The organism is Parendozoicomonas callyspongiae (assembly GCF_023502345.1).
GTDB classification, from domain to species: domain Bacteria; phylum Pseudomonadota; class Gammaproteobacteria; order Pseudomonadales; family Endozoicomonadaceae; genus Sansalvadorimonas; species Sansalvadorimonas callyspongiae.
The window spans coordinates 42,048-54,865 of record NZ_JAMFLX010000022.1; the positions used below are offsets into that span (position 1 = coordinate 42,048).

The following is a 12,818-nucleotide window of genomic DNA, read 5'->3' on the forward strand; positions in this document are numbered from 1 at the left end:
TGTAGCAATTAACTGAATAGAAAATAAATAAACCACTAAGAAATATTTCCTTAATAATGACCAAAACGAAATAAAAATATTAACAAAAACTCTGCATTGATTACTTATCCTCCTAATGAAATGTCAGATACATCTCTATTACCAGAGGGAACGCATACATACCTTATTGAGTAACATTATGTTCCTCTTATAAAATTCGCCGCTCTCACCGCTGACCACGGAATGGATGTTTAATTGAGAACGCCCCCTAAACATCCAGGCAGCTGTATATTCGAAAATCACACACAAGACGAACGGAATGACTCTCAAAGCTCTTCTAAAGCTGACAACAGCCATAGGTGCTTATTCTCTCCTTGCGGGTTGCGCATCTGTTTACCAGGCCAACCAGTTCGATGGATTTGAAAAAGAAATCACCCAGGGTGACCTGGTAAAAGCCACGAATGATGCCGTCGATCAGGCAGATGTGGACACAAAAACAGGCAAGCCCACAGACCTGCTCTGGACCCTGCAGGCTGGCTCTCTTCTGCGTATGGAAAAAGACTACAAGCGCAGCACCGAGTTCTTCGATGCATCTGAAGATATGATGTACAAAGAAGATACAAAAAATGCGAGTGTTTCTGCCGCCAGTCAGGTCGGCAGTGTACTGGTTAACGACACCATCCTCCCTTACAAACAGACCCATTTTGACGGGATCATGGCTAACACATATAAAGCCATGAACTTCTCTGCACTCAATGACATTAACAATGCCCGCATCGAGTGGAACCGTGTTGATGATCGTCAGCGCCGTGCTGTTGAAGAGTACAGTAAGCAGATCGCTGAAAAGAAAGAGCAGGCTGAAGCCGAGCGCAAGAAGCTGGCCGCACAAAAAACCAGTGGCCCTGCCCCCGATATCAATGCCAGTGTGAAACAGTCCAATGCGATTCTCGCCAGACAGGGAATCGATATGAACACCTGGAAACCCTATGCAGGTTATGTAAACCCCTTCACAACTTATATGCATGGTCTGTATTTCCTGCAGAACGCACAGGATCGCAGCGATTATCAGCGTGCTTATGAAAGTCTGAAACGCGCCTACGCACTGACTGGCAATAAAACTGTTAAGGCTGATATGGATATCGCGCGTCAGGTTGTTAATGGTTTCCCACCCAAGAAGATTCGTCCACGCGTTTGGGTGATTTTTGAAAATGGCCTGTCTGCGGAAAAAGACGAGTTCCGTATAGACCTGCCGATCGTACTTTCCAAGCAGAAGATTATTTACACCGGCATAGCTCTGCCCAAGCTGGTCGAGCGTCAGCGTGCTTATCAGAACCTGGATGTGGATGGTGTTAAGACCACCGTTGTTGGTGATATGGACAAGATCATCAAGGCCGAATTCAAAGAAGAATTTACCTATATTCTGATTAAGGAGCTGGCCCGTGCCACGCTGAAAACATACGCACAGCAGCGGATGAACAAAACCAATCCAACCGCAGGTGCTCTGATGACTGCCTATCAGCTGGCAACCACTTCTGCAGATATCCGTTCCTGGACCACTCTGCCCAAAGAGTTCCAGGTTGCACGTATCAAACGCCCTGCAAATGGTTCTATCACCTTAAGCGCCCCCGGGATGATTGAGCCTCTGAATGTCGAGATCAATAAAGACAGTCAGTTCAACATTGTTTATGTAAAAGCTGTCAGCGCCCAGCAGACACCTTCAATTGAAATTATCAGTATTTAGAGAAGTAGCACGAAGTAATGATTAAGAAGTTCATTAAACCTGCAGTTGTCGCCTGTGTCATGACCCTGATGGCAGGCTGTGCCACCCAAACAACTTATGTTGATCCTGCCCAGGACAAGACGGTTGTGATGGGACTGGACTACAAGGATTTTAATAGTGCTGCAAAGCAGGCAGTAACTGGTATCGCTAAATCTCCGCTGATGGTTCATCCTCAAATGGCTCAAGGTGCGCGTTATGTTATTTCCGTTTCCCCAATTGTTAACGACACTACCCAGCGTATCGACACAGATCAGCTAACAAAAAAGATGCGTTCAGAATTACTCAAAACCGGGCGATTTATTACCACAACTGCCGTGACTGCGAATGGCCCTGAAGATGCGATGACCGAAAAGGTGCGTAAACTCAGCAGCTCCAAGCTCATTAATCAGGCAACTGTAAAGAAGAACGGTACAGTGATTGCGCCTGATTTTAACCTTACCGGTAAGATCATTCAGCGTAATAACAAAGTTGATCGTAACACTCAGCAAGTGGATTACTACTTCCAGCTAACCCTGACAAACCTGGAAAAGGGGCTGGCTTACTACGAAGACAGCATCCAGATTATCAAGCGCGGCTCCAACAAGTCAGTTTCCTGGTAAATTGCCAGCCGGTCTGCAGTTTCTGCAGACCGGTTTCCAGATATCCAGTCAAACCTATAAAAGGAATTTCAGATGAATAAAACACTGTTGGCTCTGGTGCTGGCGACTGCCTCACTTTGCCCGCTCTCTGCCAGTGCAGAGCAACAACCTGCAACAGAAACTGCAACGGTCGAAGAATCCGCTAACCAGCCAGCCCAGACTGCTGAAGCCGTTATCGAAGCCAGTGAAAAGAAAGTTGATGACGCCTTTCGTGATGTAGAAGAAACAGCTCGCAAATATGTACGCAATCAAAAAAGAAAGTACAAAAAACAGGGACGCAGTAATGAAGTATTTATCAGCTCCGGCAGTGCACTTGTCAGCGAACCTTCCAGCTCTACCAACTGGGGCGATGCCCGTGTTATTGCTTACCAGGAAGCACAGAATAAAGCCCGTGAGTCATTTCTGAAGCAGCTTTACAGCGAAGTATCTTCTGACATTATCAAAGACAGCTTCAAAACCAATAAGCAGCCAGAATTCGAGCCTGAGGATCTGCAAAGCCAAAGCAAGATGGAAAGCGTGCTGAATAAAGTCGTTGCCTATGCTGATGCCGTTCTGGATGAGAAGCTTGAGGAAAAGGGTGTTGACCCTGCCGAGTATAAGTCTGCAAATCCTGAAAAAAGAAAGGTCATGCTGAAGAAGGCCTTCAGCAAAGCCGTAACTCGTAAATCCCATGGTGACCTGAGTGGTGCCATGATTGTTAACACCTACGAAACCACTGATGCCAATGGCAACACAGCTGTTGCCGTGGTTATGAAAACATCTGTGAAGATGAAAAACTTCCTGAGAAAGCTTCGTACCAGCAAGGGTGTTATCCAGCCCAATCCCAAAAAGCATGGAGTTGATATCGAAGAGTATCTTGAAGTCAACCGTGAGAACCTGATGTACGAATACGGTTTGCGGATGTTCTACGATGAGAACGGCTATCCCGTACTGTTGTCTTTTGCCCAAGCAGGTAATGACTGTAATCCTGTTGATTACGAAGAGTGTGTAGACAATCGTGACTTCTCCTTTGATGAAGCTGAGAACGATGCTTTCTCCCACTTTGCAGAAGCCTACAACCTGAACGGCGCGTCTGAAACCTCCACTTTTAAAGGCAAGGAAAAGACCAAAACAAACAAAATCACCAAAACCGAGAATGGTGTTGAAACCACTCAGGAAACCATTAACAAGATCATTAAAGAAACCAAAGCCATGTCCAGGATGACTTCCAGGGTTAAAGACCTGGTTGGTATCAGTGAAGTTATGCGCTGGACAGAAAAGCATTCGGTTTCCGGTCGTGAACTGAACGGAGTGGTACTGGCCTGGCGCCCTGAAACCGAACAGGCAACCAGAACCTTCAAGGCTAACAAAATCCCATCTGCACCCGCTCCTCAGCAGCAGACGGCAGCACCAAAGAAAAACTCTGCCCAGCAGGCTTCCAGCGCCTTCCTGATGGAAGACGATGATTTCTAAAGGATTGAAACGAATGATGAAAAGGCTTACAGCAGCAGTTATGCTGCTGATGGCCCTCCCGCTGGCAGCTTTTGCAGCTGTGATGGATGTGGAGGTGACCGGATATGGTCTGACTGAAGATGCCGCTATCGAGCACGGTTTAACCCAGGCTATCCGGCAGGTTAATGGTGCGGATATCAGCAGTGTGCAAAACACTGTGAAAATTCAGACCAAGGTTAACGACCAGAAAGATACTGTTTCTGCTGTCAGTCGAGGTACGGTAGTCGGAACAAAAGGCCAGATTGCCGGTTACAGCATTCTGGATAGAAACTGCTCTGATGATGAATGCTCCATCAGCATGAGTGTTCAGGTTTTCCAATACAAAACGCCAGGCCTGTCTGCCGAATCACGCCGCAAGATTGCAGTTCTGCCTTTCACCGGAGCCATAGAGTTCCGCAAAATGGTGACAAAAGGGGTACAGGACCAGCTGGTTCAGAGCCGCCGTTTTGCTGTTCTTGATCGTGAACACGAAAAAGAATACCAGGCAGAGAAATCACTCTGGCAAAGTGAAGATGCAGCCATCTCAGAAAAGGCCCGTATGGGTAAAGTGCTGGGGCTGGATTACATCCTGGTTGGTACCATTGAGAAGGCCAGGGCCAATCGCTGGATCACAACAGTTGAACTGACAGGTGAGCAGGAGCAACACGTAAGAGCTACCGCGACTGTTCGTTACCAAATCATTGCTGTTGCCACACGCCAGGTTAAGTGGGCTGACACTGTCTCCGTTACTCTGAAAACTGACAGCCTGCAGAAAACTGCCGATGCGATCAGTAAGAAGATTACTGCTGAAGCTCTGGGGAACATTTACCCAATGCGGGTTGTTGGTATGAATGGTGATCAGGTGATCCTGAATCAGGGCGGCAAAACCCTCAACACAGGTGATGTTTACCACATCTATGCTCTTGGGGAAAAGATTGTCGATCCTTATACCAAGGAAGTACTGGGTCGGGATGAAACTCCAATTGCAAGAGTTCGCATTGCACGGGTTACAGCCAAAATGTCTTATGCCGATGTGATCAAAGGCGATGTGGAAGATATCCAGAAGCTTTACATCGCCAGACGATACAAGCCCAAGGCATCACCAAAACCCAAGAAAGCTGCAGCTCCTGCAAAGGAACAGAAGCTTCCTGAGGCTGGCGGCGTCTTTCTGTAAAATTTCTTACCGCATAAAAAAACCGGACGATATGTCCGGTTTTTTTATGCCTGAAACCTCTTAAGTCAAAAAGCCTAAGCAGTCTTTTCGGAACCGCTTGTAGGTTCTTTGGACTGGTTCAGCCTTGCATGCAGCCAGAGTCCGGATGCTTTCATGGCGTATCCAAACACAGCTCCCACCAACAAAGAAGGCAGGATCAGCTGCCATAATCATATAGCCGATCACTTCCACATTCATAATAGTGGACAGTTTGATGATAACCATGGCCCAGAACACACCGGTCAGATTGGTAAGCATGCTCTCAGCCAGGCCGGCAACACCGTCACGGGGAGAGGCAAAGTACGTCGTACAACCCAGGAAACCAGCCCAGGTGCATTTTCAGCACTGGGTCACAGGTGAATACCAACGGAAATCAGGCAAAATGGTACGAAAATGCCAGAACTCAAATTTAATGCCTCTATACCACTAATAATTCAGGTATTTTTTTGGCAGAAATTGTATAATTAGCAAAATAGTGTCGATAGGCTAATAAAAGTTACTCGTAGTTAACCAATTAACCCGTCTTGGCTTCAGTAATTAACGACAATAGGTCCGAAAATTGATCTATACCAATTAATTACAAACGTAATGAATGTAGTTTTAGCATCAACCTAATTCCTGATGCAGCCGAACAATGTTTTACGCTGATTCAAACAAACCACAATCACTAAGCTTGGATTTCTTGCAAAAGATTGCAAAGCAACTCCTGATTTTTTGTGGTTTCATGAATCAATTTCACCCGGCTGTTGTTTCAATAATACAAAAATACTACTTCTTCTTAACCTCAGTTTTCTCCTCTTCTTATTCCTACGTTGTAGATAAGTCTATCGTTTATATCCTAACCTGGTGGATTGGAGCTATTAATTCCTCCAGGATCCAAGGGTCCTAACTACCTGTTAATACAAGCTTGCTGTCAATTACCGGCAAAGAATTATATGCGCCTTCATTTACCTCGGTAATGTGCTTCTTATTGTCTTTTGACAACAGAGAATACATTACTCGTGTGTAGCTATTTAATAAGGAGCGTAATTTTATGGCTGTTGATTCTTGGCACCTTGATTTCAGGTATTAATTCAAACTCAATACGAGTAAGAGGCTAGCTATGAAACTTGAGCTGGGTCACTTCCATGTCAAGGAAGTCACCTTCGGCGATTTCACTCGCTTTGAAAATGGTGTCCTCACTATTAACAAAGAAGAAGCACTCGCCGTTGTACGTGAAGATGAGCACATTACCGAAGCGGATCTTGTTATTGCCCGTCCAGGTGAAGAAAAGCGCATTGTTCCCGTTAAGGAAGCTGTAGAACCCCGCTGTCGCGTTAACAGCAAGTTCGATAATTACTTCCCCGGTGTTACCGGTTCTGATCTGTATCAGGTCGGTGAAGGCCGTTCCCACGCCCTGAAAGGCTGCAGCGTTCTGGCTGTTGGCAAGCACTGGGGTAGCTTTGGTGATGGTCTGATCGATATGTCTGGCGAAGGTGCTCAGTGGAGCTACTACTCCCAGCTGATCAACGTTTGCCTGGTTGCAGACACCGACGAAGAATTCGAACGTCACGAGCAGCAGAAGAAGAACCACGCCCTGCGTTGGGCTGCACACCGCCTGGCTGAATACCTGGGTCGTTGTGTGAAAGATGCAGAGCCTGAAGAAGTTCAGACTTTTGACCTGCCTGCTGTTACCAAGCGTGAGCAAGCTGTTAACGAACTGCCTTCTGTTGTCTATGTCATTCAGACCATGACTCAGATGGAAGAAGAAGGTTACAACGATCTGGCATACGGCTGGGACCTGAACAAGTCCATCCCAACCTATATGCATCCGAACGAAGTTCTGGATGGTTCCCTGATCGGTGGTTCCTTCATGCCTACCTCCTCCAAGTGGGCAACTTACGATTACCAGAACTGTCCAACCATCAAGGCTCTGTACGAGCAGCATGGTAAGACTATCAACTTCCTGGGTGTTATCACCTCCAACCTGAACGTTGCTCTGGTACAGAAAGAACGTTCCGCCCTGTTCGTAGCCCAGATGGCTAAGAGCCTGGGTGCTGACAGCGCAATCGTTGCTGAGCAAGGTTACGGTAACCCCGACGCAGACTTCACTGCCTGCATCGTGGCCCTGGAAGACGCTGGTGTGAAAACTGTTGGTATGACCAACGAATGTACCGGTCGTGACGGTCGCTCCCAGTCTCTGGTATCCATGGATCCAAAGTCTGACGCTATCGTTTCCTGCGGTAACGTTTCCGAACTGATCGATCTGCCTCCGATGAAAGAAGTTATCGGTGAGCTGGCTGCCCTGAGCCGTGACGGCATGTCCGGTGGCTGGGAAGGCGACGAGATCCTCGGCCCCTCAGTCCGTGAAGATGGTTCCATCATCATGGAAAACAACGCCATGTTCTGTGGCGACCAGGTAATGGGCTGGGCTCAAAAGACTGTTCGGGAATACTGATCGGGGATACGGCAATGAAAAAAGCGATTGTTTACATCAACCAGTTCTTCGCCGGTATCGGTGGCGAAGACAAGGCTGATCACAAGCCAGAGATCCGCGAAGGCGCGATCGGCGGCGCAGCTGCTATCCAGGCAGCACTGAAAGGCATCGAAGTCACTCACACTGTGATCTGTGGTGACAACTTCATGGGTTCTTACCGTGAAGACGCCATCGCGATCATCAGCGAAATGCTGGAAGGCAAGGAATTCGACGTATTCTTCGCCGGCCCTGCATTCCGTGCCGGTCGTTACGGTGTTGCCTGTGGCGAAATCTCCCGTGCCGTGACTGCCAAGTTCGGTGTTCCTGTGTTCTCCTCCATGAACGATGAGAACCCTGGTGTGGAAATGTTCCGCAAGGAAATGGTGATCTTCGAAGGCGGCAAGAGCGCTGCAGCCATGCGTGGTGACGCAGCCAAGGTTGCTGAGTACGCAAGCCGCGTTATCGCTGGTGAGCCTGTTGGTTCCGCTGCAGAAGAAGGTTACTTCGGTCGTGGCAAGCGCCACATGGTTTTCGATGCTGAGATGAAGCCTGCGGCTGACCGTGCAGTAGAAATGCTGCTGGCCAAGATCGCCGGAAAACCATTCGCTACCGAACTACCTATTCCTAAGACCGACTTCGTTCCTATCGGTGCACCGATCAAGGATCTGTCCAAGGCTACCATCGCCGTTATCAACACCGGCGGTATAGTGCCTGTAGACAACCCTGACCGTATCCAGTCTGCCTCTGCTACCCGCTGGGGTCGTTATGACATGACTGGTATGGAACGCCTGAAAGGTGGTGAGTTCAAGACCATCCACGCTGGCTTCGACCCAATGATGGCTGATAACAACCCTAACGTTATCCTGCCTCTGGACGCTCTGCGTCAGATGGAAAAAGAAGGCAAGATCGGCAAGCTGCACGAGTTCTTCTACTCCACAGTTGGTACCGGCACCACTCAGAAAGAAGCTGCCCGTATGGCCAGCGAGATGGTTCCGCCCATCCAGGAAGCAAACGTAGACGGCGTGCTATTGGTCTCCACCTGAGGCACTTGTACTCGTTGCGGTGCAACGATCGTCAAGCAAATCGAAAAAGAAACTGGCCTGCCTGTTACTCAGCTGGCCAACCTGGTACCGGTTGCCAAGACCACTGGCTCCAACCGTATCGTCCCCGGATTCGCCATTCCGTACCCACTGGGTAACCCGGAAATGACCGAAGAAGAGCAGTACCAGATGCGCTACCACCGTGTGGAAGTTGCTCTGGATGCGTTAACCCAACCAGTAGAGGAGCAAACTGTATTTAAGGTGAAATTCTGAGAGTAACTGCCGGGTGGCTATTCACTGGGCCACCCCCGCAGAACAAAGTCGTGTAGATGTCGCCAGCAAGGATGCTGGCTTCCTCACGTTGTTCTGTTGTCACAGCTCTCAAAAATAAATTTCCATTGGGGGAAATTAAAATGCATCACAATACAGAAGGCGACAAAACAGTATTTGTCACCGGTCTTGCTCTAGTTCTTGCCATCGTAATCCTTGGCATGATGTTCCCGGAAGCTCTGGGTACTATTGGGGGTAAAGCCATGAGTTTCCTCACCGGAGGCTTTGGCTGGCTCTATAACGCGAGTGCTTTTGCATTTGTTATTTTCTGTCTCGGCGTCGGTATGAGCCGTTTTGGCAATATCAAGCTGGGTGAAGGTGATCCTGAATTCAGCACAGCAACATGGTTCGCCATGCTGTTCTCCGCCGGTATGGGTATCGGTCTGGTGTTCTGGGGGGTTGCAGAACCTTTGAACCACTGGTTGAATCCGATCTCCACTATCGAGGCTGGCTCCGTAGAAGCCGCTGAATTTGCCATGCGCAAATCCTTCCTGCACTGGGGTCTTCAGCCCTGGGCTATCTACAGCGTTCTTGGCCTGCCTCTGGCCTATCTCATGTACAATCGCAAAGAAGATGGTCTGATCAGTAATCTGCTGCTGCCGTTTATGGGCAAAGAAGGCCCACGCAGTGGCTGGGGTAAGCTGATCAACGTTCTTGCTCTGTTCGCAACTGCTGCCGGTATTGCTACCTCTCTCGGCATGGGTGCTCAGCAGATCAACAGTGGCCTGTCCTTTGTATTCGGCATTCCCGATACTGGCATGGTCAAGATTGTCATGGTTTCCATCATCACCGTTCTGGTGATCCTGTGTACTGTTACCGGTATGCAGAAGGGCATTAAATACATGTCCAACCTGAACCTGGCTATCGCTGCAGCTATTCTGGGTCTGGCGTTCGTCTTCGGTCCTACCGCTGAAATCATGAACACCTTTACCAGCTCTGTAGGTAACTACATGCAGAACTGGCTGTCTGACAGCCTGGCTATCGGCAATGACCCATGGTACGGCAGCTGGACTGTGTTCTACATGGCCTGGTGGATTGCATGGTCTCCTTTCTGTGCACCATTTATCGCCAAGGTATCCAAGGGCCGTACTATCCGTGAATTCGTTCTCGGCGTACTGATCGCACCTTCCCTGGGTTCTTTCGTGTGGTTCGCAATCTTCGGCACCATGAGCCTGAATGTTGGCGTTGAAGCCGCTGCTCAAGCGATTCAATCCACGTCCACAGCTCTGTTCGTGATCATGGAAAACTATCCTATGGGTGGCCTGATTTCCGTACTGATCATCTTTGTGCTGTTTACCTTCTTTATCACTTCCGCCAACGGTGCGACTTATGTACTGGGTACTCTGTCCTCCAACGGTAACCCTGAACCATCCACCAAGATGAAGATCATCTGGGCTGTACTGCAGTCTGCCCTGGCGCTGGTGTTGATGCTGGGAAGTGCGAATGGTCTCAGCCTGCTGCAGACAATCTCCATTGTCGCGGCTTTCCCATTTGTGTTCGTTCTGATCCTGAGTATGTTCTCTCTGATGAGATTCCTACACGAGGACTACCCTGCCGAGGCAAAGGAACTTCCTTCTGCTGAGCAGGCTGGCTGATAACAGCCTTACGACAGCAGCCCTGTTTTAGGGCTGCTGCTTCCCTTCAATCAGGAACCGCCAATCATAAGGGTTCCCTTTCCCCATTGAGCTTTGCCCTGATTGCCACATCATTTTTAAAAAACAGTATTTGACCAGACTCTCCGGTCTGAATACTGGTATCAACGGCAAAAATCTGTCCATTGCTCAGCTTCTTGATTTCATTCTGAGGTGTATGGCCAACAACAATTCGCTTCGCACCGTACTGTTTCAAAATATCAGCAACCTGCTCAACCGTTAACTCACCAGAAAAGTAACCCCGATACCAAACAGGACTGACCCTGTTATGGTAAATGCCATACTTTGGTGAGCTTCTGACTTCCTTGAGAGGCATATCGATAGTGATGCGGTAGTTATTGTTAACCAGATCCAGAGGCTGCTTATGTTTTGAGAAAGAAGGTGACAACCCACCATGGGTATAGATAGTGTCATCAATCTTGATAACAGTGGCCTTGCTTCTCAGCCAGCGCCCCAACACAGTATTCTGGTTAAAAAGATCTTTATATGGCTGTTTGAACAGCTCTGCTGTTTTCAGATATTTGTCATTCAAGTACCGCTCGTCGCCCAGCAGAACCATGTATTCGTGGTTACCCAGCAGGTAGTGAACTTTACCACCGGCCATTTCAGCCTGCTTTTCAAGCTTCATAACCAGCCATAATGACTCGATGACATTTGGCCCCCGGTCAAAAATATCTCCAGTGATAACAAAGTGGCCATCACCAAAACTCCAGTTCTCTTCTTCGTCGATAATGTTGTTATTTTTCAGAAGTGTGATGAACAGATTATGCTGGCCGTGGATATCGCTTAATACAGCTACCGTTCCATTGCTCTTATAGCTGGAAATCTCGGCAGGAAAATCTGTTGGAAACGAGTCCTGAGGAAGTTGAGTGTAGGTCAGTTCATTGTTAGCTACACGGGCAGAGAGTAAGTTGTCCTGTTCAATAAAAACGTACGGACCATCGTTAATACCTGCATCACTTGCAGAAACATAATGCTCCGACATAAAGCTATCTACTGCCGCACATCCAGAAATACTCGCTGCAATAGCACAAGCCGCAACAATATGTTTTTTGGTCATTCCATTATTCCTTACTGTCTGAATAACTCTTAAAAAACCGGGTTAATATTGGCTTCTACAGGCCTACGCTCGCATTATGTCAGCCAGATATTAATCTTCCGAGAACTCACCCCCCCCTCCCAGAAATTGTAGTGACAGAGAAGTTTACATACCACATATTGTGTGTAACTGATTTTTATCCTTACTAGGGAAAGATTTTTTTCAAAACATTAAACAGATCAGGTGTCGCCACCAGCACTTCTCCGCCATTTCGAAGATATGAATCTGGAATTGGCAGCATTGAATTACCAACCTCCCTGTTCAGAAGAAAACCTGGCATAACATCCCAGCTGTTTAGAAAGTACTCCTGATAACCCTGTATCCTACCTGCAGCCAGCCATGCCAGGCTCAAACCGGCACACCCTATACGACGGTATTCACACCCTGTTGCCAGCAGATTTATCCGCTGATCCATACATGCCGGAATGCTGCTATGCCTTTTGCAGGTACCGACAATAATGGTGGATTCATTGGTTGGTAACTGCTGACTCTCAGATATGTGCTTCAATGGCGCACCGTTCAGAGTTGCCCCATGCCCCTTGACTGCCACATACATCTCATCCCGCTCCGGATCATAAGTAAAACCAAGAACAGGCTGACCATCTTTCACTAACGCCAGTAACACACAGTACAGGGGAATACCTTTAACAAAGTTACCTGTGCCATCAATGGGATCAATAACCCAGGTAAGTTTTCCTTCTGCTCCATCATGCATGCCGGTCTCCTCGCCCAGCACGCTGTCTTCAGGGAATGTCTCCTTTATTCTCTGGTAGATAAGCTGTTCAACATTTCTGTCTGCCTCGGAGACAAAATTCTGTGGCCCCTTGGCTTCAATGGTTAATTGCTCCCGTTTCTTGAAATATTCTGCAGCCAGGGCTCCAGCCTCCCGCACCAGAGGTTCAGCAAACTCCCGGCGTTTCTGGATTTCAGCACTCATATCACTACTCCAGGCTTTTGCGGCGAAAACAAAGATCAATAACAACAGAAATGTGTTCTTTATGTGCGAAACACCTGTTCCGGCGGAAGAAGACATTTTCATGATTCCTGCTCGCTCAAAAACGGGCAAGAGTAGACCTGCCAACCAATATCTGCAGATTCAATACACTTGATAGATGGCCCGGGTTCATGGAAAGTAGTCGAATAAAAACAATAAACGATCACG

At 48.0% G+C, this 12,818-nt stretch carries 10 protein-coding genes; 7 read left to right on the forward strand and 3 right to left on the reverse strand.

Annotated features, from left to right (window positions below; all coding sequences use genetic code 11):
- Positions 1–298 precede the first annotated feature (298 nt).
- From M3P05_RS15175 to M3P05_RS15190, 4 genes are all read left to right on the forward strand, one after another.
- Entirely contained in the window at positions 299–1,720 is a 1,422-nt protein-coding gene (locus tag M3P05_RS15175; protein ID WP_249700755.1) for a COG3014 family protein, read from the forward strand.
- A gap of 17 nt (positions 1,721–1,737) precedes the next feature.
- Complete coding sequence (gene lpoB / locus M3P05_RS15180; RefSeq protein WP_249700756.1) at positions 1,738–2,358, forward strand: penicillin-binding protein activator LpoB; 621 nt, start codon at positions 1,738–1,740, stop codon at positions 2,356–2,358.
- 72 nt (positions 2,359–2,430) lie between these two features.
- Positions 2,431–3,849, forward strand: a complete 1,419-nt coding sequence (locus M3P05_RS15185; protein WP_249700758.1) for a DUF6844 domain-containing protein — start codon at positions 2,431–2,433, stop codon at positions 3,847–3,849.
- Positions 3,850–3,862: 13 nt separating this feature from the next.
- Positions 3,863–5,041, forward strand: a complete 1,179-nt coding sequence (locus M3P05_RS15190; RefSeq protein ID WP_249700759.1) for a CsgG/HfaB family protein — start codon at positions 3,863–3,865, stop codon at positions 5,039–5,041.
- 60 nt (positions 5,042–5,101) lie between these two features.
- Here the strand turns inward: M3P05_RS15190 and M3P05_RS21270 are convergent, their stop codons facing one another.
- Positions 5,102–5,398, reverse strand: a complete 297-nt coding sequence (locus M3P05_RS21270; RefSeq protein ID WP_408635924.1) for a DUF1097 domain-containing protein — start codon at positions 5,396–5,398, stop codon at positions 5,102–5,104.
- A gap of 784 nt (positions 5,399–6,182) precedes the next feature.
- Between M3P05_RS21270 and M3P05_RS15200 the strand changes: the two genes are divergently transcribed.
- From M3P05_RS15200 to M3P05_RS15210, 3 genes are all read left to right on the forward strand, one after another.
- Complete coding sequence (locus tag M3P05_RS15200; protein WP_249700763.1) at positions 6,183–7,517, forward strand: glycine/sarcosine/betaine reductase component B subunit; 1,335 nt, start codon at positions 6,183–6,185, stop codon at positions 7,515–7,517.
- Between the two features lie 14 nt (positions 7,518–7,531).
- Entirely contained in the window at positions 7,532–8,848 is a 1,317-nt protein-coding gene (locus tag M3P05_RS15205) for a glycine/betaine/sarcosine/D-proline family reductase selenoprotein B (protein WP_249700765.1), read from the forward strand.
- Between the two features lie 140 nt (positions 8,849–8,988).
- Positions 8,989–10,500: a BCCT family transporter gene (locus tag M3P05_RS15210; protein ID WP_249700768.1), complete on the forward strand. Its 1,512-nt coding sequence runs from the start codon at positions 8,989–8,991 to the stop codon at positions 10,498–10,500.
- 64 nt (positions 10,501–10,564) lie between these two features.
- Here the strand turns inward: M3P05_RS15210 and M3P05_RS15215 are convergent, their stop codons facing one another.
- Positions 10,565–11,617, reverse strand: coding sequence for a metallophosphoesterase (locus tag M3P05_RS15215; RefSeq protein WP_249700770.1), 1,053 nt, complete (start codon positions 11,615–11,617; stop codon positions 10,565–10,567).
- Positions 11,618–11,801: 184 nt separating this feature from the next.
- Positions 11,802–12,593, reverse strand: coding sequence for an inositol monophosphatase family protein (locus M3P05_RS15220; RefSeq protein ID WP_249700773.1), 792 nt, complete (start codon positions 12,591–12,593; stop codon positions 11,802–11,804).
- Between the last annotated feature and the right edge of the window lie 225 nt (positions 12,594–12,818).

What these genes read in the sequence shown, in the direction of transcription:
- M3P05_RS15220 (WP_249700773.1), bottom strand. Translation starts at nt 12,593, where the DNA reads ATGAGTGCTGAAATCCAGAAACGCCGGGAGTTTGCTGAACCTCTGGTG.
- M3P05_RS15210 (WP_249700768.1), top strand. Translation starts at nt 8,989, where the DNA reads ATGCATCACAATACAGAAGGCGACAAAACAGTATTTGTCACCGGTCTT.
- M3P05_RS15200 (WP_249700763.1), top strand. Translation starts at nt 6,183, where the DNA reads ATGAAACTTGAGCTGGGTCACTTCCATGTCAAGGAAGTCACCTTCGGC.
- lpoB (WP_249700756.1), top strand. Translation starts at nt 1,738, where the DNA reads ATGATTAAGAAGTTCATTAAACCTGCAGTTGTCGCCTGTGTCATGACC.
- M3P05_RS15185 (WP_249700758.1), top strand. Translation starts at nt 2,431, where the DNA reads ATGAATAAAACACTGTTGGCTCTGGTGCTGGCGACTGCCTCACTTTGC.
- M3P05_RS15175 (WP_249700755.1), top strand. Translation starts at nt 299, where the DNA reads ATGACTCTCAAAGCTCTTCTAAAGCTGACAACAGCCATAGGTGCTTAT.
- M3P05_RS15215 (WP_249700770.1), bottom strand. Translation starts at nt 11,617, where the DNA reads ATGACCAAAAAACATATTGTTGCGGCTTGTGCTATTGCAGCGAGTATT.
- M3P05_RS15190 (WP_249700759.1), top strand. Translation starts at nt 3,863, where the DNA reads ATGATGAAAAGGCTTACAGCAGCAGTTATGCTGCTGATGGCCCTCCCG.